This is a genomic window from Robinsoniella sp. KNHs210, assembly GCF_000686105.1.
GTDB lineage: Bacteria > Bacillota > Clostridia > Lachnospirales > Lachnospiraceae > Robinsoniella > Robinsoniella peoriensis.
The window spans coordinates 1034613-1059934 of record NZ_JMLZ01000001.1; the positions used below are offsets into that span (position 1 = coordinate 1034613).

General features: G+C 40.7%; 23 protein-coding genes and 2 pseudogenes. 21 read left to right on the forward strand and 4 right to left on the reverse strand.

Annotated features, from left to right (window positions below):
- Positions 1-22 precede the first annotated feature (22 nt).
- The 11 genes from CD03_RS0103945 to CD03_RS32320 all read left to right on the forward strand — a co-directional run bounded on the left by CD03_RS0103945 (position 23) and on the right by CD03_RS32320 (position 10462).
- Positions 23-1540 carry a sugar ABC transporter ATP-binding protein gene (locus tag CD03_RS0103945; RefSeq protein WP_027292516.1) on the forward strand — a complete coding sequence of 506 codons (1518 nt, stop codon included), beginning with the start codon at positions 23-25 and terminating at the stop codon, positions 1538-1540.
- On the forward strand, positions 1537-2487 hold the full coding sequence (locus CD03_RS0103950) for an ABC transporter permease (protein WP_052377654.1): 951 nt from the start codon (positions 1537-1539) through the stop codon (positions 2485-2487). Before CD03_RS0103945 ends, CD03_RS0103950 begins: the two co-directional genes overlap by 4 nt.
- 97 nt (positions 2488-2584) lie before the next feature.
- Complete coding sequence (locus CD03_RS0103955) at positions 2585-3262, forward strand: transaldolase family protein (RefSeq protein ID WP_027292518.1); 678 nt, start codon at positions 2585-2587, stop codon at positions 3260-3262.
- Between the two features lie 196 nt (positions 3263-3458).
- Positions 3459-4130 carry a response regulator transcription factor gene (locus tag CD03_RS0103960; RefSeq protein WP_027292519.1) on the forward strand — a complete coding sequence of 224 codons (672 nt, stop codon included), beginning with the start codon at positions 3459-3461 and terminating at the stop codon, positions 4128-4130.
- A 41-nt stretch (positions 4131-4171) separates the two neighbouring features.
- The gene (locus CD03_RS0103965) at positions 4172-5179 is read left to right on the forward strand and encodes a sensor histidine kinase (protein ID WP_027292520.1); all 1008 of its coding nucleotides are present in this window, start codon (positions 4172-4174) and stop codon (positions 5177-5179) included.
- A 131-nt stretch (positions 5180-5310) separates the two neighbouring features.
- Positions 5311-5994, forward strand: a complete 684-nt coding sequence (locus CD03_RS0103970) for an ABC transporter ATP-binding protein (protein ID WP_027292521.1) — start codon at positions 5311-5313, stop codon at positions 5992-5994.
- Positions 5995-6040: 46 nt separating this feature from the next.
- Entirely contained in the window at positions 6041-6730 is a 690-nt protein-coding gene (locus CD03_RS0103975; protein WP_027292522.1) for an ABC transporter ATP-binding protein, read from the forward strand.
- A gap of 17 nt (positions 6731-6747) precedes the next feature.
- Positions 6748-8964: an ABC transporter permease gene (locus CD03_RS0103980; RefSeq protein ID WP_027292523.1), complete on the forward strand. Its 2217-nt coding sequence runs from the start codon at positions 6748-6750 to the stop codon at positions 8962-8964.
- Between the two features lie 3 nt (positions 8965-8967).
- Complete coding sequence (locus CD03_RS38760; RefSeq protein ID WP_255348058.1) at positions 8968-9093, forward strand: hypothetical protein; 126 nt, start codon at positions 8968-8970, stop codon at positions 9091-9093.
- Between the two features lie 131 nt (positions 9094-9224).
- Positions 9225-9293, forward strand: a complete 69-nt coding sequence (locus tag CD03_RS39820) for a hypothetical protein (protein WP_377145220.1) — start codon at positions 9225-9227, stop codon at positions 9291-9293.
- Complete coding sequence (locus CD03_RS32320; RefSeq protein ID WP_052377655.1) at positions 9266-10462, forward strand: adenosylcobinamide amidohydrolase; 1197 nt, start codon at positions 9266-9268, stop codon at positions 10460-10462. The genes CD03_RS39820 and CD03_RS32320 overlap by 28 nt, the downstream gene beginning before the upstream one ends.
- Before the next feature lie 55 nt (positions 10463-10517).
- Here CD03_RS32320 and CD03_RS0103995 read toward each other — a convergent pair whose 3' ends face one another.
- Positions 10518-11186, reverse strand: coding sequence for an SdpI family protein (locus CD03_RS0103995; RefSeq protein WP_027292524.1), 669 nt, complete (start codon positions 11184-11186; stop codon positions 10518-10520).
- Positions 11179-11454 (reverse strand): autorepressor SdpR family transcription factor, encoded by a 276-nt coding sequence (locus tag CD03_RS0104000; RefSeq protein WP_027292525.1) that lies wholly within the window; start codon positions 11452-11454, stop codon positions 11179-11181. The genes CD03_RS0103995 and CD03_RS0104000 overlap by 8 nt, the downstream gene beginning before the upstream one ends.
- Before the next feature lie 450 nt (positions 11455-11904).
- Between CD03_RS0104000 and CD03_RS0104005 the strand changes: the two genes are divergently transcribed.
- The gene (locus CD03_RS0104005; RefSeq protein ID WP_027292526.1) at positions 11905-12600 is read left to right on the forward strand and encodes a response regulator transcription factor; all 696 of its coding nucleotides are present in this window, start codon (positions 11905-11907) and stop codon (positions 12598-12600) included.
- Positions 12585-13640, forward strand: a complete 1056-nt coding sequence (locus CD03_RS0104010) for a sensor histidine kinase (protein ID WP_156042765.1) — start codon at positions 12585-12587, stop codon at positions 13638-13640. The genes CD03_RS0104005 and CD03_RS0104010 overlap by 16 nt, the downstream gene beginning before the upstream one ends.
- A 47-nt stretch (positions 13641-13687) precedes the next feature.
- On the opposite strand, the pseudogene CD03_RS39825 reads toward CD03_RS0104010, so the two are convergent.
- Positions 13688-13951, reverse strand: a pseudogene (locus CD03_RS39825) (DUF6783 domain-containing protein).
- Here CD03_RS39825 and CD03_RS0104015 point away from each other — a divergent pair.
- A pseudogene (locus tag CD03_RS0104015) lies at positions 13832-14437 on the forward strand (DUF6783 domain-containing protein); the annotation flags it as partial. The pseudogenes CD03_RS39825 and CD03_RS0104015 sit on opposite strands and share 120 nt — an antisense overlap.
- Before the next feature lie 208 nt (positions 14438-14645).
- On the opposite strand, the gene CD03_RS0104020 reads toward CD03_RS0104015, so the two are convergent.
- A complete protein-coding gene (locus CD03_RS0104020) occupies positions 14646-15197 on the reverse strand; it encodes a GNAT family N-acetyltransferase (RefSeq protein ID WP_027292529.1) in 552 nt (183 codons plus the stop codon).
- A gap of 408 nt (positions 15198-15605) precedes the next feature.
- Here CD03_RS0104020 and CD03_RS0104025 point away from each other — a divergent pair, with 408 nt between their 5' ends.
- The 7 genes from CD03_RS0104025 to CD03_RS0104055 all read left to right on the forward strand — a co-directional run bounded on the left by CD03_RS0104025 (position 15606) and on the right by CD03_RS0104055 (position 25295).
- Entirely contained in the window at positions 15606-16292 is a 687-nt protein-coding gene (locus CD03_RS0104025) for a response regulator transcription factor (RefSeq protein ID WP_027292530.1), read from the forward strand.
- A complete protein-coding gene (locus CD03_RS0104030; protein ID WP_027292531.1) occupies positions 16279-17268 on the forward strand; it encodes a sensor histidine kinase in 990 nt (329 codons plus the stop codon). The genes CD03_RS0104025 and CD03_RS0104030 overlap by 14 nt, the downstream gene beginning before the upstream one ends.
- A gap of 114 nt (positions 17269-17382) precedes the next feature.
- A complete protein-coding gene (locus tag CD03_RS0104035) occupies positions 17383-18072 on the forward strand; it encodes an ABC transporter ATP-binding protein (protein ID WP_027292532.1) in 690 nt (229 codons plus the stop codon).
- Positions 18069-20651, forward strand: a complete 2583-nt coding sequence (locus tag CD03_RS0104040) for an ABC transporter permease (protein ID WP_027292533.1) — start codon at positions 18069-18071, stop codon at positions 20649-20651. The genes CD03_RS0104035 and CD03_RS0104040 overlap by 4 nt, the downstream gene beginning before the upstream one ends.
- Positions 20652-20790: 139 nt before the next feature.
- Positions 20791-23139, forward strand: a complete 2349-nt coding sequence (locus CD03_RS0104045) for a helix-turn-helix domain-containing protein (RefSeq protein ID WP_027292534.1) — start codon at positions 20791-20793, stop codon at positions 23137-23139.
- A gap of 299 nt (positions 23140-23438) precedes the next feature.
- On the forward strand, positions 23439-24389 hold the full coding sequence (locus CD03_RS0104050; protein ID WP_242849034.1) for an ABC transporter permease: 951 nt from the start codon (positions 23439-23441) through the stop codon (positions 24387-24389).
- Positions 24390-24401: 12 nt separating this feature from the next.
- A complete protein-coding gene (locus CD03_RS0104055) occupies positions 24402-25295 on the forward strand; it encodes a carbohydrate ABC transporter permease (RefSeq protein WP_027292536.1) in 894 nt (297 codons plus the stop codon).
- Positions 25296-25322 lie beyond the last annotated feature (27 nt).

The window sequence follows — 25322 nt, forward strand, 5'->3', positions numbered from 1 at the left end:
GCAAAAATTATGAGGTGAAGCTGTGGGAAAAACAATAGTAAAGATGGAAAATATAACAAAATCATTTGCAGGTATCAAGGCACTTAATAATGTACAGCTGGATCTCAGAGAAGGCGAAGTACATGCTCTGATGGGGGAAAACGGGGCAGGAAAGTCAACCCTGATGAAGATTCTTACCGGAGTATATACAAAGACAGAAGGGAAGACTATGATCGCCAATGCTGCAGGACAATTGGAAGAGATAGACATCAAGACGCCTTTGCAGGCACAGCAGTTAGGGATCAGTATGGTGTTTCAGGAATTTAATCTTCTGGAAAATATGAATATAGCAGAAAATATATTCCTGGGTAGAGAGCATTTAGACAAAAAGCACTGTATCGATAAAGCTGCCATGTATGCGGATGCGGCAATGGAATTGGGAAAAGTCAATTTAAAGCTGGATCCAAAGACAACGATCAGTTCTCTGAGCTGCGGACATAAACAGTTAATTGAAATTGCAAAATGCTTATCTTTCCATGCAAAGGTAATCATTTTAGATGAGCCCACAGCCAGTCTGACCGATAATGAATCACACATTCTATTCGAGATTATACGGGAACTGAAGTCTCGGGGAATCAGTATCGTCTACATTTCACACCGTATGGAAGAAGTTTTTGATCTGGCAGACAGAATTACAGTTTTTCGTGACGGGGCTTATATCAGCACGGTAGAACGGGATGATTTTGATGAAAAGGCAATCATTAAAATGATGATCGGACGGGAGCTGGAAGAAAAGATTCCAAAAGGGAATGTGACGGTGGATGAGAATAACGTTGTGCTGGAAGTCAGAAATGTAAAAATATATCCTGGATCCATACCTGTTAATTTTAAACTTTATAAGAAAGAAATTCTTGGATTTTTTGGACTTGTGGGAGCGGGCAGAACAGAGCTTTCCAGGATCATATTCGGAATTGACTCCATTGCAGACGGTGAAATTTATATAAAAGGGAAAAAAGTAAGTATTGGATGCCCAAGAGATGCAATTAATGCCGGAATCGGGCTTGTTCCGGAGGACAGAAAGGATTTGGGGCTGGTGCTTGGAATGAGTATAAAAGATAATATGCTGCTGTCGAAACTGGCTCAGTTTAAGCATGAGATTCTAAGAAAAGAAGAATTGCAGGATATCACGGGGACATATATTAAAGACCTGGCAATAGCCCTTGCCAATGAGAACCAGGCAGTGAAAGAATTGAGCGGAGGAAATCAACAGAAAGTGGTAATTGCGAAGTGGCTTTCCATGGCACCGGACGTACTGATTATGGATGAACCTACCAGAGGAATTGATATCGGTGCAAAGACAGAGATCTATAACCTTATGCGCAGGCTCACCGAACAGGGAATGAGCATTATTATGATTTCGTCTGAGATGGCTGAAATCATGAAAATAAGTGACCGTGTGGTAGTTATGCATGAGGGAAGTAAAACAGGGGAAATGAATTCCCAGGAAGTTACACAGGAGGCACTTATGAGCGCAGCTATCGGAGGAGGAAAGGGATTATGACTACTGCAAACAAGAAAAAATTGAGTTTTGATACAATGAGACAACTGGTGCTCGTTTTCATCCTTATATTTATCTGTCTGTTATGGACGGTGTTAACACCCACATTTCTGACATTTAACAATATTATTAATGTAATCCGCCAGGCATCTTATACAGCAATAGCATCTATTGGTATGACGATGGTTATTATCGTTGGGGAGATTGATTTGTCTGCCGGTTCTCTTGTTGCAGTAAGCGGTTTGGTTGCAACCTGGACATTTAAAATGACCAATTCTGTAATTCTCGCTGTTTTAGCAGCGATATTCATGGGAGTTGCCGTTGGATTATTTAATGGATTTCTTACGGCAAAAGGAGATCTGCCGGGGTTCATAGCAACTTTGGCAAGTATGACGATCTTAAGAGGAATGGCGTATATTGTAACGGGCGGTGATCCTATTTCAATTACAGATGACAGGTACCTAAATATTGGTACGGGATATGTGGGGTTTTTACCGATTCCGGTAATAATTATGGCAGTCTGCGTGATAGCCGGTTCATTTATCATGAATAAGTTACGTTTTGGGCGATATGTCTATGCAGTGGGTGGCAATGCAGAGGCCAGTAAGTGGTCAGGGCTGAATGTAGATAAAGTTAAAATTATTGTATACCTGATTATGGGCGTACTGACAGCGGTTGCAGGTCTTATAGTTTCAGCCAGACTTGGTTCAGGCCAGCCTTCCGCCGGGCAGAGTTTTGAAATGGATTGTATTACTGCTGCGGTTGTAGGCGGTACCAGTATGTCAGGCGGAAAAGGCAAGTTATTCGGAACAATTGTGGGTGTTTTACTGCTGAGTGTACTAAGTAACGGGATGACGCTGATCGACATTAACTCTTATTGGCAGCAGGTTATAAAAGGCGGAATTATCGTGGTAGCTGTATTAATTGATACAAAAACAAAGAAACGTTAAATATGTTTGGGACTTTAAGAAATTGTAGAATTAATTTTCAGAACACGTTTAACATCATAAAATATCACGTAATTCGTGAGAATAAGTGGAGGTAAGCATGCAGTTAATTTTAGATACGGCAAATTTGGATCAGATTAAATTGGCAAATGAATGGTTTCGCATATCCGGGGTCACTACAAATCCAACCATTATAGCAAGAGAAAACACTGATTTTCTCCAAAGGCTTTATGATATTAAGAATATTATTGGAAATAAGCAGCTTCATGTTCAGGTGGCGGGAACATCCTGGCAGGAAATGGTTGCAGATGGACTTGCTCTAGTGGAGAAAGTGGATAGAGATATCTTTGTAAAAATACCATCAAATTTTGAAGGCTACAGAGCAATGAAAGAGCTGAAGGAAAAGGATATTCATGTTACAGCTACGGTAGTATATTCACCAGAACAGGCATATATAGACGGTTTGGCAGGAGCAGATTACATAGCAGTATATTATAATAAAATGTATAACAGTAATATGGACCCTGCAAAAACTGTTCGGGAGATTACTCAGCTGTTTGAAATGAATCATATAAGCAGTAAAGTCCTTGGAGCAAGCTATCGCAATACAAGACAGGTAATCGATACTTTTCTGGCTGGAGCAAGGGCAGTCACATTACCGTATCCTATTCTGGAAGAGTTTTGCAAAAATGCATGTGTTTCTGCAGCGGTGGAGGGATTTGCAAATGATTGGAGAAAAGTCTATGGTAAAAAAACGGTAAAAGATCTGCTTGCCTAAAACGCTGATACAGGGGCAGCCGTGATGTGCCGGAAAAAGATGGGCTGGCAGATTTTTTGCAGAAAGAATGAATTTTCATATAGCAATTATCTTGAGAATGAAATATACTGAAATAATATCTGTAGTTCATAAAGTTAAGATCGGGCTGCAGATCAGTAGTAGTTTATGGCAGCTGTTCTATGGAAATGAGGTATACATGATCAGGATATTACTTATAGAAGATAATGAGGATATTATAAAAAACCTAACAGAGTTGTTAAAGGAGGAAGGTTTTGCGGCTGTATCCGGCAGGACCAGAAGTGAGGCAATGGAAATACTGGAGCAGGAGCAGTTTGACCTGGTATTATTAGATTTAATGCTGCCGGATGGAAGTGGTTATTCTATCTGCAGGTATATTAAGCAGGAGTGGGAGCTGCCGGTTATCATGCTGACAGCATTGGGAGATGAAGCAAGTGTAGTCACAGGATTTGACCAGGGTGCAGACGATTATATTGCAAAACCATTCCGGCCGTTGGAATTAATATCAAGGGTTAAAAATGTATTGCGGCGGTGCGGAAAATCGCAGTCTGTATTTCGGATTTCTAATTTAAACGTAGATACGGTAAAAGCATATGTTTCTAAAGATGGGAGGGAAATCAACCTCTCTTCTTTAGAGTACAGGCTTTTATTGGTATTTTTGAATCATCAGGGAGAGGTGCTGTCCAGAAACCGCCTGCTGGAAGAAATCTGGGACATTGCCGGGGATTTTGTGAATGACAATACGCTTACGGTCTATATTAAACGGCTCAGGGAAAAGGTGGAGGATGATCCTGCGAATCCTGTGATCATCAGGACGATCCGGGGACAAGGCTATAAAATAGGAGATTAAGAGAGACTGCAAATCCGCCAAAGGCAATAAGGAGTGTCGATATGAATTTTCTAAGAAACTCAGAAGTAAAAAGACAATGTATACTTTATGCCGTTTTCTCAGTTCTGGCTGTTTTCGGCGGTGTTTGGATATCAGTACCTAGCGGTATTTATGCAGGGATGATCTGCGTCATTGGGGGTGTGATCTATTATTTATTTACCCGCAGGCGTTATAAAAAAATATCTGTCATGAATGAGGGGCTGGATCAGATACTGCATGGTGATTATAGCATGGATTTTATGCAGGATCAGGAAGGGGAGCTGGCGATTTTAAGCTGTGAGATCTATAAGATGACTGTCAGATTAAGGGAACAGGCAGAAATGCTGCAAAGAGACAAAGTCTATCTTAGCAATTCGATTGCAGATATCTCGCATCAGATTCGGACTCCTCTTACGTCCATACGTATGATTACGCAGCGGCTGCAGCGGGAACAAATTTCTGCAGAAGAACGGGTAAGAAAAGTACAGGAAGTGAACAGCCTGTTATCCCGTGTAGATTGGCTGATCGCCTCTCTGCTGAAGATTTCACAGCTGGAATCCGGTACGGTGAAATTCCATTTCGAATCTGTTCCAGTGAGCACACTGGTGAAAAAAGCAATGGAACCACTGGAAATTCCCCTGGAGTTAAAGGAACAGAGGTTCCTTATGGAAGTCGGAGATGAGATCAGCTTCAGAGGGGATGTTTTATGGAGTGTGGAAGCGATTGGTAATATCATAAAAAACTGTATGGAACATACTCCGGCAGGCGGAAGTCTATGTATAACAGCAGAGGAAAACCCTGTATACACTAAAATAGTAATTTCAGACAACGGTGAGGGGATTGCGCCTGAGGATCTTCCGCATATTTTTGAAAGGTTCTATAAAGGAAAAGGATCCGGCCAAGGGAGTTTTGGAATCGGACTGGCGTTGTCTCAAATGATTATTAGCCGGCAGAATGGTACAGTGAAAGTTCAAAATGGAATAAATAGCGGTGCAGAATTTCAGATTTGCTTTTATAAGGGGGCTGTGTAAGGCCTTCTTTTTTTGCTTTCAAAACAGAGGCATTGTATAATAAACTTCAGTTGTTAATGACAATATTGTAATTTTAGAGTCACGGCAGAGTCACTTTATTTTGCTATAATAATTTCAGGGAGAGGTGCAGCATGGAAATTTTAAGGGTGGAAAATTTAAATAAGAAATATGGAAGTGGAAGTAATCAGGTTCATGCTTTACAGGATGTTTCTTTTTCGATAGAGAAGGGAGAGTTTGTTGTTATAACCGGACCCTCTGGTTCCGGAAAATCTACACTGCTTCATCTGCTTGGAGGTGTGGATACTCCATCCTCAGGCAGTATTTCTGTGGATGGAAGAAATATTCTGCAAAAAACAATTGACGAAATGGCAATCTACAGGCGCCGCCAGATTGGTCTGGTCTATCAGTTTTACAATCTGATTCCTACCCTTAATGTGGAAGATAACATCACACTTCCTCTAAAACTGGATGGACGTAAGGTTAATCAGGAACATTTATCCAGGCTTTTAGATATTCTGGATCTGAGTAAGGCAGTAAAACAATTGCCCCGGCAATTGTCCGGCGGCCAGCAGCAGAAAGTTGCTATTGGACGCGCCCTGATCCATGCGCCGGCATTTCTTCTGGCAGATGAACCAACTGGTAATCTGGACAGCGTAACCAGACAGGAAATAGTGGAGCTGTTGAAATATTCAAATAAGTATTATAAACAAACGCTGATTGTTATTACACATGATGAAAGCATCGCTTTGCAGGCAGGCCATTTAATTGAAATCTGTGATGGTAAGGTAAAGACAGACAAAGTCATAAATGAATAGGCGAATAGGCCACTTGAAGTACGTATAGAAACAGGAGGTTTGATAAATGGACATAGTGAAATGTGTTGGTCTGACTAAAATTTATGGTTCAGACAGTAACCAGGTAACAGCTCTTAAAAATGTAGACCTAACCGTAGAAAAAGGGGAATTTGTAGCAGTGATCGGATCATCCGGATCTGGCAAATCCACATTGCTGCATCTGATTGGTGCGGTTGACCGTCCTACGAAAGGAAAGATTCATATAGAGGGTGTTGATATAACTGCTCTCGATGCGGTTAATGCAGCAATCCTGAGACGGAGGCGGGTAGGGCTAATTTACCAGTTTTATAATCTGATACCTACTCTGACGGTGGAAAAGAATATCATGCTTCCGTTACTATTAGACAAGAAAAAACCGGATATGGAGTATTTTAATGAAATTGTGAATGCATTAGGGCTTGCAGATAAAAAGAAATTTTTGCCAAGCCAGTTATCCGGCGGCCAGCAGCAGAGAGTGGCAATTGCCCGATCTTTACTATACCGTCCGGCTATTCTGCTGGCAGATGAGCCCACCGGTAATCTGGACCAAAAAAATTCCAATGAAATTATGGAATTATTAAAATTTTCCAACCGTAATTATGAACAGACAATACTGATTATTACTCATGATCAGAAAGTAGCGCTGGAGACAGATCGGATCATAACAATCGGAGATGGGAGAATCCTGTCAGATGAACCAGTGGAAAGCTTGCGATAAATCGGGGGGAAGATGAAATGTGGAAAGTGTACTCAAAGAGTTATATTAAAAATAATAGAGCTGCAAGTATTTCAATTATAGTGGCGGTCCTGATATCCTCCGTATTTATATCTGCAATCAGTGCAATTTTTTATAATATGTGGACAGATAACATAGACCGCATTGTGGCTAAGGAGGGGGCATGGCATGGAAAGATCGTTGGAAATGCCACAATGGAAGAAATAAAGGCAATAGAAAACAGTCCCAAAGTTGAGAAAGTAATGCTCAGCCAGGATACAAATGGGGAAACCAGTATTGAAATTTATTTAAAAAATCCCAGAAGTATTTATAAGGAATTACCGGAGCTTATAAAGCAGGCAGGGATAGATATACAGGGGGATGCAGAATTACAATACCACAATATGCTACTCTCCCAGTATTATATTTATTCTCCGGAGGAAAAGAAAAATCCTCCGCTGCTCATGACTTTTTATATATTTGTTATGATAGTTACCTGTTTTTCTCTGGCTATGATTATCTATAATGCATTTGGAATTACCATGAAGTCCAGACTGCATCAGCTCGGTATCCTGCAGAGCGTCGGTGCGACACCAAAACAGATACGTGCAGCGTTGATGCAGGAATCTTTTGCATTAAGCCTGCTGCCAATCCTGGCAGGGATGGTTTTTGGAATTGGGATTGATATTCTCTTCCTGAAGTTTGCCAATGTGATCGGAGACATTGATAATAGAGCAGATGCGCGGTTTTGCTATCACCCACTGGTATTTCTTGTTGCCTCTGCAGTTTGCGTGCTGACTGTTTATGCGGCATCTGCAAGAGCTGCCAGAAAATTAAGTAAAGTAATGCCTTTGGACGCTATTAGCGGAGGGGCTGAACCGCCGGTTAAGAACGTTAAAAAATACCGTCTGCTTTCTGCCATATTTGGGATAGAAGGAGAGCTTGCCAGAAAATCACTGTATACAAGAAGGAAAGCCTTTCGCACGGCCAGTATTTCACTTACACTGTCCATCCTGATGTTCAGCTTTTTCTTAAACTTTATGACCCTGTCCGATATGAGCACCCAGCAGACCTACTTTGAAAGGTATAAAGACGCCTGGGATTTTGTGGTTACGATAAATGGAACAGAAGAACAGGAGAATCGACTGTTAAATGAGTTCCGTAATATACCGGGAGTCTCTGATTGTACAGCTTACCAAAAGGCAGAAACCTATACATGGATAGATAAAAACATGCTGTCTGAGGAACTGAAAGACCTGGGGAGCATAGACAGCCTTGGTGATGTGGGTATTCTGAAAGAGGGAGAAAAATACCGGGTACCTGTTCCCATTGTAATACTGGATGATAAAAGTTTCCAGGCTTACTGCAAAGAGATTGGGATAGAGGATATGCTGTCTATAGGAAGCAGCGTGGTTACTGTAAACAGAATCTGGGATAACATTCACAGTGATTTCCGAAACAGAGAGTTTCTTCCTTTCATAAAAGAAGGGGAGGGGAAGATTCTGGAACTGGAGCCGAAGAAAGAAGGAAAGAAGGAATCAAAAAAGGAAAAGAAACCGATACCCGTAAAAATAGGTGCTTATACAGATCAGACACCAAATCTTCGGGAAGAATATAATTATTTTTCGCTGCTGCAGATTATGTCAGCTAGTTTCGAGCAGAGATTTCCAGATCGCATTGTGGGAAATGAGCGGTACGTTCGAATACTGACTGATTCAGATAAGGAAATAGGACAAGTGGCAGTAAAGCTCACGGAAGTTCTGGATAAAAGTGGTTGTAACTACACTCTGGAAAACCGTAAATCAGAAGAAGCGTATAATACGTTGTCCAGAAAAGGAATGAATATTATAATGGGTATCTTGTGCGGAATGTTATCCTTTATTGGAATAGCCAATGTTTTTGCTAATACACTTGGGAGTATTTATCAACGCAAACGGGAATTTGCCCGGTACATATCGATTGGACTTACTCCGGGCGGGGTTAAGAAGATTCTATTTATGGAAGCGCTGATTATCAGCATGAAACCGATTTTAATCTGTCTGCCCCTGAATATTATGTTCGTGGTATTCTCTGTATATTTAAAATATGGGGATTTTGTGAAAATTTTGCCGATTAAGCCCCTTTTCATAATGGCATTGTTTATTATAGTGACAGTAGGTTTTGCTTATTACTTTTCTGGCAGGAAAATTTGCAGGGCGGATATAGTGGAAGCATTGAAAGATGAAACTATGCTTTAAATTTTGGAGTGCGGGTATGCGGCTGGAGTCAGTGGATCAGTGACCCTTGCTTATGTGGACGCTGTGGCACTGGCTATGATCTGCACTGGAATGTACAGCCAGCCCGGGAATCAGGCAAACATTCAATGAGAATTTATCATATTTTTAGGACGCACTTAATAAAATGTGGAGATAGACAGCGTACCGGAACATTAGCTGATTACGGGATAATCATTGTGGGAAGCTAACGGAACAAATTCCCCAAAAAGTGTGATGAACAGCTGTCAGAAAGCAATTTTAAAACACGTTCCCGAGCAGCTGCATGTATAAGGAAATGGGGTATGAAATGAAAATTTATAAGCTCTCCTCACAAGATGATGTTTACCGTTATAAAAAATCAGTTGTAATATGCTTTAAAGGAAAACGCAAGGTATTGAGTACCGGGCCAAATAACGGCGGATACCGCACGGACCTGACTGCTGTATTTAACAATGACGGGAACCCGGGAGCCGGGATGGCATCTGCATTGCGGGCGGCTACCTATGAAGAACATATGCATATCATAGCAAAAGAAGATCTGGGAATTGATCCCAAAAGGGCTACGGGACTGAATACGGCGGCATATATGGAGAACCTTTCGATAAAATCATTGACGTTCCAAGATTTTACGGTTACGGCTTTAGTAACAGCGGGTATTCGTGTAAATGGAGGGAGGGTGGGAGATCCGGCAACATGGCATGAAAAGTCCGGTGTCTCTTATGAAGTAAAACCCGGTACCATTAATATTATCTTGTTTATTGATGCGGATCTTTCGCCGGATGCCCTTGCAAGGGCGCTGGTTACCTGTACGGAAGCTAAGACAGCAGTTTTGCAGGAACTTCTGGCACCCAGCCGATATTCTATGGGAATTGCCACTGGTTCAGGTACAGATGGAAGTATTATTGTGTGCAATGCAGAATCGGATACCCACCTGACGAATGCCGGTAAGCATTGCAAGCTTGGAGAGTATATCGGAAAAGTGGTAATGGATGCGGTAAGAGAAGCACTGTTTTTACAAAGCGGGATGAACCAGGAATCTCAGCACAATATCATTTGCCGCATGGACCGGTTTGGGATTACGGAAGATCTGATATGGGCGATTTATGATAAAATGAATATCCCCGATAAACTTAGCCGGGCTGAGTATACCCATCGTCTGCATGTATTATGCCGGGATGATAAAATGGTTACATATACCTCCCTTTACGCTCATCTGCTGGACCAACTTCTATGGGGGATGATTAGTGAAAAAGAGGCATGGATGGCGGGCAGGGAGCTGCTATATCTGATGGGGATGGAGCCGGAAGGGGATGAGGCAGATTTACAAAAAATGATTGGTCATTTCCGGGATGGGCTGGCAGAGCTGGCACAAAAGGATATTTCATCATTTGCAGCATGCAGCAGTAAAAATAGTGATGCAAAAGAAGGGAGTATAGTCCAAGAAGAAAGTGGAGAGATTTCAAAAAGATATGGACTGTAAAACAGAGGCATGAAAAATAAAAATGACCCTGTTTTACAGTCTTATAAAGGTGCAATTATTGTTTTTCCTGTCCTTTATACAAAAAGAAAGAATACATTACGGGTACAATTGCAAGAATTAGTACCACTGTGATGGTAAGAGGTACTCCATAAACCAGATTATTCGTAAGTAAAAATGCGGAAACAATGATAATGATGCCTCCGAATATCCACAAGATGCCTGCCAAACGGTGTGTTTTATTCCAATTGTCATCGCTGTGCAGTGTCCAGGGTAATTTCAGGCCTATCGTATAATTGCGTCTGCATTTTGGAAGATAGTTACCGCAGATAATCATAAGTCCGCCGGCTGTTACCAATGAAATCAGGGCAATTGGTATGTTCACTCCCATGCTGATAAAAAGGGTTACCGGTACGATGATCAGGGACAGCAAAGGGATCAGCCATATGCTTAATAATCTTAACGCTTCGGAGTGTGCTGCTCTTTTGGGATCGCCAAATAAACGTATTTTGGAATATAGATTTACTGCCAAAAATAATATTGGAAGCCCTATGGCGGCAATGGACTTCGGCAGATATCCGTCCGCAGTTCCGGTATTATTCCAGTGGACTGCAATTTGAACCGGCAGATCCTGATAGATTACAACAGATAAAATAATCGGCAGTAAACAGATAAAGGATGTTATCCACATAATGATCGTATCTTTTTTTTCTATTCTTTTATTCATTTTTATTACCTCCATTGAATTGTGAAATCCATAGCATTAATTCTTCAAAGACGGATACATTCAGCTCGTAATAAATGTAGTTTTTATACTTGCTTTCATATATTAATCCAGCCTTTTTTAACTGTGACAAATGATAGGAAACAGTAGCACCGGTCATCTCAAAGTTTTTAGCAATTTCTCCAGCAGACATTTTCCCTTCCTTAAGCATAATGAGAATATCACGTCTGACCGGATCAGAAAGTGCTTTGAATGTTTCTGCAAATCCCAATGGATCACCTCCTGACTATTTAGAAATATTTCTAAATAGATTCTAGTACAAACGAAATGAAAAGTCAACTCTATTTAGAAAAAATTCTAAATAGAAATATTTACCAGACAGAGGAAAACTCATTGATGTTATCCGGGACTGCATATATAATGTTAGAATACTGTTATCATATTTTGCAGATACCAGAATTTGTTTGAAAATTCATTTCCTTTATCTGCATGCCCCTGTTTGCGTGGAATTTACCCGCTGCGCCTCCATATATGGCGCATCCCTACCGGTTCGCATATATTGATATAAGCAATTTTAAATACGCTCTGGGACGATCAGGAGTCAGGAGAGATAAGGCTGAAAGAAAATTATGATATAGAAGGGAAGCCACGGTGTGATTCTTTCAACCTGTTTTATTGTGGCAGTATTGCAGACAAGTCTGCAATATGCATGGGTATAAAAATGGAGAAAACATATAACATACTGCTTGTGGAAGATGATTTAAGTCTTCTGGACGGACTGGTCTATTCGCTGGAGAAGCATCACTTTTCTGTAACAGTTGCCAGAACGGTCAGAGATGCAATAACGCTGTATGCAGCTGGATCTTATGATTTAATACTGCTGGATCTGACCCTCCCCGACGGCTTAGGGTTTGAAGTCTGCACCTATGTGCGGGAGTGTTCTGCAGTTCCGGTTATTTTTGTCACTGCTTCTGATGAAGAGGTGAACATTGTGAAAGGGCTGGATATAGGCGGGGATGATTACATTACCAAACCCTTTAAACTGAACGAGTTAATTTCCAGAATAAAAGCCCTCATGAGGCGTGCCGGGATGTCCGGGCAAAATAGCGGGGTGGTGCTGAAATCCAATGGGATTACCATTAAATTTCTGGAAAACCAGGTCATCTGCGATGGTGAAACACTGGATTTGATCGGAAATGAATACAAGCTTCTTTGCCTTTTTATGCAGAATCCCAATATTGTACTTACCCGGCAAATGATACTGGACAGGCTCTGGGATGACAAAGGAAACTTTGTGGATGATAATACCTTATCCGTTTATGTACGAAGGCTGAGAAATAAAATAGAAGAAAACCCTGACCGCCCGGCGAAGATTTTGACTGTACGGGGGGTTGGATATCAGTGGAAGGTCAGGTGAGTGACATGATTGTACTGCGTCAGAAAGAAATGAATAAGATGCTTACGGCAATAGCGGGCATTGTATTTGCAGCTGTTGTAATAGGGCAAATCACTGCCGGCTGGTTTTCCGGTCAGTATACCCGGTTTATCATTTTAGTTTTAACGCTGCTGCCGGGGATCACAATTCTGATAATTGTGCATGTTCATTTTCGCAAACAACTGCTGGAGGTTGAGCAGTCCATTAAGACCATCAATTCTTTTATCGATGGCAACAGTGAAGCCAGACTGGAAGATGACAGTGAAGGCAGTTTTTCAAAATTATATCATACAGTTAACCGAATGGCTACCGTGCTGGAAGCCCAGGCAGCCAGGCAGAAGAACACAAAAGATTTCTTAAAAGATACCATTTCCGATATTTCACATCAGCTGAAAACGCCTCTAGCAGCGCTTAATATGTACACCGAAATCATACAGGATAATCCCGAGGACAGCAGCACGGTCAAAAACTTTATGGTTAAGACTCAAAGGGAGCTGGACCGCATGGAGATGCTGATTCAAAATCTGTTAAAAATTACTAGACTGGATGCTGGTGCAGTAATAATGAATAAAAAGATAGAAAATGTATCCGAATTAATGAATGAAATAAAACAGCGTTTTGAAACCCGCACAATCAGGGAAGAAAAGCTGATGACCCTGTCAGGAGATACATCCCAGAACTTACTGTGTGACCAGGACTGGATTTTGGAGGCAGTGAGCAATATTGTTAAAAATGCGCTGGATCATACAAAAGCGGGAGATGAGATTCATATATGCTGGAAACAGCTTCCGGCAGTGAAACAGATTATCATAGAAGACAACGGGAGCGGCATCCATTCCGATGATATTCATCATGTCTTTAAAAGGTTTTACCGCAGCCGTTTTTCAAAGGATTCGCAGGGAGTCGGACTTGGACTCCCCCTTGCAAAATCCATTGTGGATGCCCATGAAGGAGATATACTGGTTGAGAGTGAGTTGGGTAAAGGCTGCAAATTTACGCTTAGTTTTTTAAATCTTACATAAATATGTTTTCTTATTAGTACTTATAGATAAATAATCAAAACCATTCATTAAAAATTATTAACAATTTCTGAACTTAATGTCATTAGACACCATGCATGGTATAATAAATTTCGTGGGATGTTAGAGCGTGTTTGAAAATTCATTCCTGCCATCTGTACGCCCCACTTTGCGGCATATTTGCCCCGAATTCAGGTTACGTAGCCCGCTACGCGCCCTTCATCCGGGACAAATCTCCCACAAACTGTGACGCACAGCTGCCAGAAAGCAATTTTAAAACACGCTCTAGGCAGATAGATACTAAAATAAGTTATGAAGGGGATGGTGAGTTTATGAATAATCCAATATCAAAAAAAGTAGTATTTGGCTTTATCGGTGTTGTTTTGGCTTTTTTTCTTGTGATTTTTGCACTAAGCTTTCCTTCGTATTCCAAACATCATCTTTTTGGCTCAGAATTGAGCAAAGTTGTAAAAGAATATGATAAGGATAAGCAGGTAGAATTATTTGGCGATAATGAGGCTTATGAAATGGGATTAAATGCGGAAGATCATCCTGTTTTTAAGGATAAATTTAGAGCGTTGGCTCAGCTTAAAAAAGATTGTCCGGAAGGTATAAAGTATATTAAAAAAGAACGTAAGCTGGGAAGAAACCTTTCCATATTTTATTGGGATTGGTATGCTACTTATTCTGGTTATATATATGAAGATGCGGATGAAGAGATTCAGCCACAATTAACAAAGATTCAAGAGTTCTTTTATGTTTATGATAATAGCTTTAAAGATCCGGAAAATGAGTTATAAAAAATAGGAGGGCAGACATTAATCTGCTCTCCTAATATATTTTAAAGAAATTTTAAATTTTAATTAATTCGAAGGAAATTATACTTCTAACCGAGCCATTCTAATAAAACATGTGACTATATTGAGAATGAAATAAACAAAAATTGCTATATTGAAAAGAATTCGATTATTTCTAAAATATGTTTTCCATTCTTTTATAAAGTCCCGATTAAATTTCTTGCATGCGAAGATCAGTCCCCAGATTATTAAAAGGGTAATCCCTTATTAAAGCATACATTTTCATATCTGTCACTTTTCCGTTTTTGATGGCATTGCTATGTAAAGTGCCTTCAAATTGAAAGCCTGCATTTTCCAGAACGTGACAAGAAGCAGTATTATAAGCAAATGGTTCAGCAAAAATTCTTATAATATCAGTATGGTCAAATATATACTTACTTATTTGCTTAATGGCATTTGTTGCAAAACCTTTTCCCCAATATTGTTCGCCTATATAGTAGCCCATTTCTGCAGTCTGAAAATGAATATTGTCACAACGGAATACTCCGATGCTACCAATAACCATATCATTTAAAGTGATAGCAAAAGCAAAAGTTTTCGTTTTGTCTGCCGATAGCATTGATGTGATAAATTCTTCAGCATCTTTGACTTTATAAGGATATGGTAGTCCATCACGTAAATTGTTCAAGATGTTTTTATTATTCAATATTTCTGCCAAATTGTATTTATCTTCAATTCTCCATTCCCGTATATCGCAATCCATATATGTCACCTCACTTAAATTTAATTATTTAATAGTATATAATTTTTTAGAATAAATGTCATTAGGCTTAATTATTATTTTTTACTAATAGTGAACACATTTGCCAGTATCTTTAAGAATATACGCAAGTATTTAATGAATATATAATATATCTTCCAAGTTAGTTAGTCAATTAGTATTGACTAACTGGTTTGATATATTGATTACTTGGTAATAAATGCATTTATAAAACTTAAATTTATCGAGTATTTTAAGTTAACACCCGTATACAGCGTTTACAAGCAACAATCATAGGGCGAATGTTACACAATGTTGAATTCAAAGTCCCCGGCTTGTATATTTCTGCAAAAAGAAATATAATAGAGCAAAAAGAAATAAAACCAGTAAAGTAAAGGTTGGTGAATATAAATGAAACAGATATTTTTAGTTGAAGATGATAAGGAAATTGCAAAAAACCTTGGGCGTTTGCTTCGTTCGGAAGGATTTATAGTTACCCATGCCCCCACCCAGAAAGATGCCATTGCTATGCTGGCTGAAAATAAATTTGATTTGGCGCTGGTGGATATCTCTTTGCCGGATGGGAATGGATTTACCGTCTGCACAGAGATCAGGCAGAAGCAGGATATTCCCGTGATCTTTCTGACGGCTTCCGGTGATGAAGCGAGTGTCGTTACAGGGCTGAACATGGGGGCAGATGATTATGTCACGAAACCTTTCCGCCCACGGGAATTGATTGCGCGGATAGGAACAGCTCTTCGAAAATACGGCCGTTCTCCATCTGCATTTGAATTATTCGGACTCCAGGCCGATACGGCCAATGGCGTTGTGAAAAAAGATGGCAAAGAAGTTTTCCTGTCGGCATTAGAATATCGCCTGCTGTTGATATTTATTAACAACCCCAAAAGCATTATCACCCGGAACAGACTGTTGGACGAACTGTGGGATGCGGCAGGGGAGTTCGTCAATAACAATACCTTGACCGTCTACATCAAACGTCTGCGGGAGAAAATTGAGGATGATCCGGCTAACCCGAAAATCATTCTGACTGTTCATGGAACAGGGTATCGATTGGGAGGCAGCTATGTTTCGGAATAGAGAGATTCAACAGTTTTCAGCCTTGTTTGCCGCAATAACCGCCGTAGCTGCTGCGGTGGGATTTGTCATCCATCCGGCGGCTGGAATCCTGACCCTTATCTTTGCCGCCGCCGCTGGAGCGGCATTTTTAGCTTTTACCAAAGCCCGCTACCAAAGTCTGGCACAGCTCGCCAGCCAAATTGATCTTGTACTGCATAACGATGACCACCTGTATATTACCGAATTGGACGAGGGCGAACTTTCTATTTTGCAAAGCGAGATTACCAAGATGATGCTGCGTATTCGAGAGCAAAACGTCGCATTGAAAAAAGAGAAAAATCATCTTGCGGATTCTCTTGCCGATATTGCACATCAGCTTCGTACTCCGCTTACCTCTGCCAATCTGATTCTGACTTTGCTGCAAAATAACCCCGAAGAAAAAGAAAGGAAAGACCTGCTTCGGGAAACTGAGGAACTGTATATACAGATGGACTGGCTGATTACTTCTTTGCTGAAATTGTCCCGTTTGGATGCTGGCATTGTGGTTTTAAAAAAGGAGCCGGTAAATCTAAACTGTCTGATAAACACTGCAATTCACCCGTTTCTGATTTCAATGGAACTGCACAATGTACAGGTACAAATAGACGTACCCAAAGGAATTGAGATTACAGGCGATTCAGGCTGGCTATCCGAGGCAATCCGGAATATACTGAAAAACTGTATGGAGAGCGCAGGCGACAACGGGAAGATTGAAATTGTTTGCGAGGACACGCTGCTGTATACGAAGATTATGATTCACGACAGTGGCGCGGGTTTTGAAAAAGAAGATCTGCCCCATCTGTTTGACCGGTTTTATCGTGGAAAAAATACAGGAGCCGCGGGATATGGGATTGGACTGGCGCTTTGCAAAATGATTATAACCCGGCAGGGTGGGAGAATTACTGTTAAAAATCACCCCCAGGGTGGTGCGGTTTTTTCGATTCGCTTTTCAAAGTGACAAAATTCAAATTAAAAAGTGACGGATCTCTCACAAAAAAGTCACTAAAATGTAAGTGAAAAGTTCTATTATTTGGGTATAGCACAAGACATGTTTGAAAAGGAGGCTCACATAATGGAGTTTTTGAAAGTTGAAGATTTATGTAAAGTTTACGGGAAGGAAGATAACCAGGTCACTGCGCTTGACCACGTTTCGCTTTCCATTCGAAAAGGAGATTTTACTGCAATCATAGGTTCCTCAGGTTCTGGTAAATCCACTTTGCTTCACGCGATTGCCGGCGTGGATGTGCCCACAAGCGGAAAAGTATATTTGGATGGTCAGGATGTATACGGCCAAAGCAATGAAAAACTTGCTATATTCCGCAGACGGCAAGTTGGACTGATCTATCAGTTCCACAATCTCATTCCCACTTTGAATGTAGTGGAAAACATGACTCTGCCAATCCTGATGGATAAACGGAAGGTCAATAGAGAACGGCTGGACGATCTGCTGGATCTTCTTGGACTGCAGGAACGAAAAACACATTTGCCAAACCAGCTGTCAGGCGGTCAGCAACAGCGTGTCGCCATCGGCCGCGCTTTAATGAATGCCCCGGCAGTCATGCTTGCAGATGAACCCACCGGAAGCCTGGACAGCCATAATGGACAGGAAATCATCCATCTGCTGAAAGAAAGTCACCGTAAATACCATCAGACGCTGATTATCGTCACTCATGATGAAAATATCGCCTTGCAGGCAGACCGCATTATTACCATTGCAGACGGAAAAGTGGTGCGGGACGAGAGGCAGGTGGCGTGGTCATGAACATTTTCCATAAAGTTGCCCTGCAAGGGCTTATAAAGAACCGGACAAGAACGTTAGTAACAATCATCGGAGTTGCCCTGTCTGCTGCCCTGATTACCGCAGTCGCAGCCTTTGCTGTTTCCCTGCAAACCTATATGGTAAATGGAGCCATCATGAAATACGGCGGCTGGCACGTTGAGTTTCCGTATGAAGATTCTGCTTTTGCACAGGAACAGGCGAAAGACAGCAGAGTTTCCAATACTGCAACTTTTGAAAATGTTGGCTACGCAAAGCTAGAAGGAGGACAAAATCCCGACAAACCATATTTATTCATCGCCGGGTTTAATAAGGAAACGTTTGATACTCTGCCCCTTGAACTTCTATCAGGCAGATTGCCGGAAAACAGCAATGAGATAGTTGCTCCGGCGCACATTTCATCAAACGGCGGTGTAAAGATTGCGGTTGGGGATACCCTTACCCTTGCAGTTGGAACCCGTCAGGCTGGAGAAGAAACACTCAGCCAGCATAATGTGTATCAATCCGGAGAAGAAACACTGACACCCTTGACAGAGAAAACTTACACAGTTGTTGGCATTTGCCAAAGACCCTCATTTGAGGAACGCTCTGCGCCCGGCTATACCATGATTACAACAGCCGGTTCCATGGATGCTGCAAAGAGCCTGAGCGTATTCGTCACACTGAAAAAGCCCTCCATGGTCCGCACATATGCAGGAGAAGCTGCTGGAAACCCTGCTTATCTCCTGAACGATGATGTGCTGCGCTTCATGGGAATTTCGGATGATACAATATTCAATACCCTTCTCTATTCTATAGGGGGAGTTTTGGTGGCGCTGATTATGCTGGGGTCGGTATTTCTGATTTATAACTCTTTTCATATCTCCCTGGGCGAACGAACGCATCAGTTTGGCATTCTGATGTCGGTAGGTGCCACGGAAAAGCAGCTGCGTAATTCTGTATTGGTGGAGGGACTTTGTATCGGTGCAATCGGTATTCCGATTGGCATATTAATTAGTATCCCAAGCATCAGGCTCGTACTTGCTCTTGTGGCAAAGAATTTCGCCAATGTACTGTATGCCAATGTGCCGTTGACTTTAAAGGTGTCTGCTCCTTCACTTGTGGCGGCAGTCGTGATCAGTATGATCACCATTTTGATTTCGGCATATATTCCGGCAAAGAAAGCAGCCGGTATACCTGTGATGGAGTGCATTCGCCAGACCAATGAAATAAAGGTTGAAGCAAAAGCCATAAAAACATCGAAATTTATACGGCGTATTTATGGTTTGGAAGAAACGCTTGCTTTAAAAAACTTTAAGAGGAACAAGCGGCGTTACCGCAGCATTATTCTGTCGCTTACTTTAAGTGTTGTGCTGTTTGTCTCAGCCAGTGCCTTTCGAACAGGTTTGAATCAGGCAGCAGAGCAGGCAAAAGCAGTTACGGACTATGACATTGGTTTTGGCACACAGGATATGGATGAAGGCGAAATGCCTGCACTTTATGATAAACTGAAGACCACAGAAGGTGTTACCAAAAGCTCCAGTCAGATTGTTATGAAGTATACCTGCGCTGTTCAGGCAAGTGATCTGTCGGAGGATTACCTGAATGCTGCAGGAGAAACTTTGCCGGAAGAAACGGTGAAATTACCGATAGAGATTCAATTTCTGGATGACAACACCTATTACGAAATCATCAATGGTCTGGGCCTGCCTGCTGAAGAATATACCGGAGAAAATGCAAAGCTCACAGCGGTTGCCAAAATGGAGGATCAAAGTGGTCAGGCGGAGGATGTCAGCCAGCTTCGGGATGTATTCAGGAGTTCTTCGGCCAGTGTCACTGTCATACCACAGGAAAATGGCAAGCCTGTCATGGAACAGGGGCAAAACATAAATATTACCTGTGTGGAAACGGTACCGCCGGATACACCCCCATATTCAGGAACCAGCCGGCAGCAGCCATATTTCTTTCAGATCATGGCTCCCTGGTCGCTAAAGGAGAAGCTTGCGCCCCCGGATACCGCTGTGGATGTGAAGGTCAAAGGATTTACGTTTCAGTCAGAAAATCCCTCGCTGTCAACAGCCATGATGCAGACTTTGATTGAAGGATCGGGGATTACCGCAAGCTACAGTTTATACAATGTTCATGCGATGATGGAGTTAAACCGTAATATTTTATTCATTGTTAATCTGTTTACGGTTGTTTTTATTCTGATGATTTCACTGATTGCAGTTGCAAATGTATTCAACACTATCGCTACCAATATCAAGCTGCGCAGGCGTGAGCTTGCCATGCTCCGCTCGGTAGGGATGTCCGACCGCGATTTCAATAAGATGATGCGTTTTGAGTGTGTTCTATACGGGGGAAGGACGTTGCTGTTCGGTCTTCCCATTTCAGGAATTTTATCATGGCTGATCTATAAGGGAATGGTGGCAGGCGGCGCAGCCATAGATTTTAAGTTCCCGTGGACCAGTATCGTGATTAGTATGCTTGGGGTGTTCTTTGTAATATTTATTACAATGCTGTACGCTGTGAGTAAAATCAGAAAAGAAAATATCATTGATGCTCTTCGGGATGATATGGCATAATAAAGATTGACGGCAGTGAGGATTCTGATCCTCATTGCCGTTTGTTCGATAAATAGGTGAAAACAGATAAAAATTTATGGTAATATTCAAAGCTTTATGATAATATATCCAATAGACAGGGAAAGGAGGGTGAAAACCGTTGTTAAAAAAATACAAATCCAAAAATTATTTAAACCAGATTGTAGTTTCTATGTTTATCTTTTTTACCCTGATTAGTATCCCGTTTTCCTATGCCGTATATCATCTGGCTGAAAAAACTTATCTTGAGACGACGAATAACACAAATAGAAAACTACTTCAGCAGATGCGTTTTAACTTTGATTATAACAGAGATACTGTCGGGAGTGTGATGCAGTCCATTTACCATCAGTCATCCGTTACCTCTCTTTTATATAATGAAGATATAGAAGGGTATCAGATCTACTCTACACTAGACGGGCTGAAAAAAAATGTGCTTAGTGCGAATCCGTCCTTACATTCCATCTACATATATAATCAAAACAGTGACAGTATGGTATCTGTGGAAGCTTCCGGCGATTTTAAAGACAGGCAGCTTATTGAGTTTATGGAAAAGAATAAGCCGCTTACCAGGATGCAGCCCTATTTGAGAAAGGTACAGCGATCCCCCGATGATCCGGATACTTACATCTATGTTTTTACTTATTTTATCTATGATTTTGAGGGCAGTGATTCACAGCCGCAAAGTTTTCTGGCAGTGAATCAAAGAACGAACTGGATTCTGGACAATTTGGTTACAATGAATAAGCCCAGCGGCGGCAGCAGTGAATTTTTATTGATTGACGGAGAGGGAAATATATGCAATAACAATGTGAAAATTGAAAATAATGAGGAATATCAGGCGATTATCCGGGAATTTCTTGCAAAGGAAAATCAATTAAAAGAACAAAATGAGGATGGTTTAGGTTTTTATACGGCAAAAATAAAGGAATCTAAATATCTGATATCTTACGTAAATATAGGTTCCTATAATAATCATATACTTTCCATACAGGAATATGATCAGGTATTTCATGCGCTGAATCAATTAAGAAGAAATTTTATTCTATGTACCTTGGTGTTATTTGGTTTCTCCATGATGTTATTGTGGATTCTGGCGAAAAGAATTTACAGGCCCATAAATAATTTAGTAAAAGATGTATCCAGTTTACTTCCGCCAGATACCAAAGAAGCGGTGAAAGAGAATGAATTTGATTATCTAAAAAATGCTTATGTAAAAATCAGTGAGAAATATGTGAGCATTGAAAATCAAACCCTGGCAAACCAGGATATTGTGGCTCAATATTACCTTGAAAATCTTCTTCTAAGCAGTCAGGAACAGCATATTGATAAATTGCGGAAGAAGTTTGCAGGTCATTGGATTTTTGAAGCTGGTATGCGTTTTTGTGTGCTGGTAATTCGGCTTGATGATGAAAAGTATATTTTGGAACATAATACAGTCAAAGAAAAGCAATTATTGGTTTTTGGAGTACAGAATATTCTGTTAGAATTACTGAAAACGAAGGTAGAATGTGAAGTGGCACGCGTTGAGGAAAATTCTTTTGTCGTACTTCTTGGCGGGAGGGATGCAGGACGTGTTTATGGCGGAGATTTAAAGGAGTCTGTTCTCGAATGCCAAAAATATGTGAAAGAATATTTTAATATCACATTTTCATTGGCTTTTAGCGAGGCAGATTCAGATAAATATAAGATATCGGCTATGTACCGGCAGGCAGAACAGGCCATGGATTACCGGTTTGCCTTAGGAAGAGCAGTGATCATAGACTGGAAAAAATGCACCCCGAACATTCAGAATGCAGAGCTTTTCGATCCAAAAGAGCTGGCATCTGAAATGGCGGCAAAGGCAGGTGACGCACAGGTAAGGGAAAGCGTTATTTTGCAGCTAAGCCATGAGATTCAAAAGTTAAATTATGATAATATGGTAATTGTATTACTGGACTTTTTGACGGCTTTAAAATATCAGATGGATCATATGAGAACATGTGCTGTCGATGTGGAAACATTTGATTTCAGATTCTTATTTAAAAGTGTAACCAATATGGAATATCTGGATGATATTATGGATCTGATACGGAAGCGGTTTGAAGAAGCCTTTTCATCTCAGAAAAAAGAGGCAGATACTAAAGAAGTAAATCTGGTGAAGACTGTGACTGAGTATATGAACAGAAACTATATGGACAGCAGTTTTTGCCTGAATATGATTGCGGATGAGCTTGGAATTTCATCGAAATACCTGGCATCTGTTTTTAAAAAGCATACCGGGATGTCTGTTGGAGAATATATGTTAAGCGCCAGAATGGTTAAAGCGGCGGAAATGATGGCGGACTCCAATCAGACAATCACCTCAATTGCAAACAAAGTCGGGATGGAAAATGAAAGTTACTTTTACCGTATGTTTAAAAAATATTATGGCTGTACACCAAGAGAATATGCGATCCAGTGTAAGATGGAAAAAATAGCAAAGGAATGACATGAAAGGCAGGATAACAGGACTTTTTAAGCCCGGTTATCCTGTTTTTTTCTCTTTTGTACAGGAAATTCCGATTTGTACATAGCCTTGTACAGTAAAATCTGATATGTACAGTAGCAATATAAAGGGAAAGAAGATAAGATAATCCCAGTAGAGCAAAAGCAAAACAAAAATTAAAATGAGGAGGAAATTGTTAAGTGTGAAAGTGAGGGTTCGTGTAAAAGAATAACACTTTCATGGCTGAGAGAAAATTAAATAAGAAAGGAAGCCACGCGACGATTCTTTCAGCTTGTTTATTTGTGGCTGTATTGCAGGCGGGTCTGCGGTACACAATGGGTGGTTTAAAAATGAAGAAAGTAAAAAAGTTTAATTGGAAACTTTTTATCCTGGCAGTTCCGGGGTTAGCTTTTTTAATAGCATTTAATTATGTGCCCCTATTTGGTTTAATTATTCCATTTAAAAAGATGGACTATGCAAAAGGGATACTGGGGAGTGACTGGGTAGGATTGAAAAATTTCGAATTCTTCTTTCAATCACAGGATGCATTTCGGATAACCAGAAATACCATCTGCCTGAATCTTCTATTTATCAGTGTTACCATTTTCCTATCTGTTCTCTTGGCGGTACTGCTGTTTGAACGGTCGAAAAGGCAGGTAAAGGTGTTTCAGACAGCGATGTTTGTTCCTTACTTTATATCGTGGGTAGTAGGAGGATATATTCTATACGCTTTGATTAGCCCGCAGCTGGGTGTTGTGCCGAATATGATCAAGGATGCCGGAGGGGTTTCACCAAGCTTTTACTTTGAACCAAAATATTGGCCGGCAATCTTATTAATTGCTTATTTCTGGAAAAATGTGGGATATATGACTCTGATGTTTTACACGGCACTGATGAGTATCGATATTTCTTATTTAGAAGCAGCTTCTATAGATGGTGCCAACCGGATACAGCGAACGCTCAGAATTACGATTCCATTTATTGCACCCACGATTGTAATGATTACCTTATTGCAAATTGGTAAGATATTCTATTCAGATTTTGGAATGTTCTATTTCTTAACAAAGGATTCCGGTGCATTATATCCGGTGGCAGATGTAATAGATACTTATGTATACAGGGCGCTGCGGGTCAGCGGTGATATTGGAATGGCATCAGCCGTGGGCTTATATCAATCATTGGTAGGATTTATTCTGGTATTGATCAGCAATTATACCGTAAAACGATTTGATAAAGATTATGGAATATTCTAAGGGGAGGTTACTATGGTTACAGAAAAAAGAAAGAAGTATTCGGCTTCAGACGTGGTCAGCATAATTATTTTCAGTATACTTTCTATCTGCTGTGTTGTTCCGATATTGTATATTGTGTCGGCGTCATTTACAAGTGAGGCATCATTGGCACAGCACGGATATTCGCTTATTCCCAGCGACTGGTCGCTGGATGCTTATGAGTTTGTACTGAAAAGCCCCGGACAGATTTTAAATTCATATGGAATTTCGATTCTGGTTACGATAGCAGGAGGGGGAACAAGTTTGCTTTTTACCGCAATGTTAGGTTATGTAATGTCAAGAAGGGATTTTTCGGGATCTAAGATTATTTCCTTTCTGGTAGTATTCACATTGCTGTTTAATGCGGGTATGGTTCCGGCATATATTACGATTACCCGGTATTACCATCTGAAAGATACGATATTCGCCTTAATACTGCCCTATATTATTGTTCCATGGCATGTGATGCTGATGAGGGGATTCTTAAATGACACACCGGTGTCTCTGATTGAAGCAGCAAAATTGGATGGTTCCAGTGAGGTTGGCATTTTCTTTAAAATCATTATGCCCATATCAAAACCGGCACTGGCAACCGTTGGTTTATTTGGAGCTTTTATGTACTGGAATGATTGGTGGCTTGCAATGTTATACATAGATAATCAGAAGCTGATTCCGCTGCAGTATTACTTATATAGAATCATGAATAATATACAATTCCTGGCATCCTCCCTGCAGGCAGGAAATCTTGGAATTGACGTATCTAAGTTACCAAATGAGACAGCCAGAATGGCATTATGCGTTTTAGCTGTAGCGCCCATGTTATTTGTATTTCCTTTTTTCCAAAAACATTTTGTAAAAGGATTAACAGTTGGTGCGGTCAAGGGATGATTGTATAATGATATACAATATAGAAAG

Excerpts from the sequence above, each read along its gene's own strand:
- CD03_RS0103950 (WP_052377654.1), top strand. The coding sequence starts at position 1,537 with ATGACTACTGCAAACAAGAAAAAATTGAGTTTTGATACAATGAGACAA.
- CD03_RS0103955 (WP_027292518.1), top strand. The coding sequence starts at position 2,585 with ATGCAGTTAATTTTAGATACGGCAAATTTGGATCAGATTAAATTGGCA.
- CD03_RS0103960 (WP_027292519.1), top strand. The coding sequence starts at position 3,459 with ATGATCAGGATATTACTTATAGAAGATAATGAGGATATTATAAAAAAC.
- CD03_RS0103965 (WP_027292520.1), top strand. The coding sequence starts at position 4,172 with ATGAATTTTCTAAGAAACTCAGAAGTAAAAAGACAATGTATACTTTAT.
- CD03_RS0103970 (WP_027292521.1), top strand. The coding sequence starts at position 5,311 with ATGGAAATTTTAAGGGTGGAAAATTTAAATAAGAAATATGGAAGTGGA.
- CD03_RS0103975 (WP_027292522.1), top strand. The coding sequence starts at position 6,041 with ATGGACATAGTGAAATGTGTTGGTCTGACTAAAATTTATGGTTCAGAC.
- CD03_RS0103980 (WP_027292523.1), top strand. The coding sequence starts at position 6,748 with ATGTGGAAAGTGTACTCAAAGAGTTATATTAAAAATAATAGAGCTGCA.
- CD03_RS32320 (WP_052377655.1), top strand. The coding sequence starts at position 9,266 with ATGTATAAGGAAATGGGGTATGAAATGAAAATTTATAAGCTCTCCTCA.
- CD03_RS0103995 (WP_027292524.1), bottom strand. The coding sequence starts at position 11,186 with ATGAATAAAAGAATAGAAAAAAAAGATACGATCATTATGTGGATAACA.
- CD03_RS0104005 (WP_027292526.1), top strand. The coding sequence starts at position 11,905 with ATGGAGAAAACATATAACATACTGCTTGTGGAAGATGATTTAAGTCTT.
- CD03_RS0104020 (WP_027292529.1), bottom strand. The coding sequence starts at position 15,197 with ATGGATTGCGATATACGGGAATGGAGAATTGAAGATAAATACAATTTG.
- CD03_RS0104025 (WP_027292530.1), top strand. The coding sequence starts at position 15,606 with ATGAAACAGATATTTTTAGTTGAAGATGATAAGGAAATTGCAAAAAAC.
- CD03_RS0104030 (WP_027292531.1), top strand. The coding sequence starts at position 16,279 with ATGTTTCGGAATAGAGAGATTCAACAGTTTTCAGCCTTGTTTGCCGCA.
- CD03_RS0104035 (WP_027292532.1), top strand. The coding sequence starts at position 17,383 with ATGGAGTTTTTGAAAGTTGAAGATTTATGTAAAGTTTACGGGAAGGAA.
- CD03_RS0104040 (WP_027292533.1), top strand. The coding sequence starts at position 18,069 with ATGAACATTTTCCATAAAGTTGCCCTGCAAGGGCTTATAAAGAACCGG.
- CD03_RS0104055 (WP_027292536.1), top strand. The coding sequence starts at position 24,402 with ATGGTTACAGAAAAAAGAAAGAAGTATTCGGCTTCAGACGTGGTCAGC.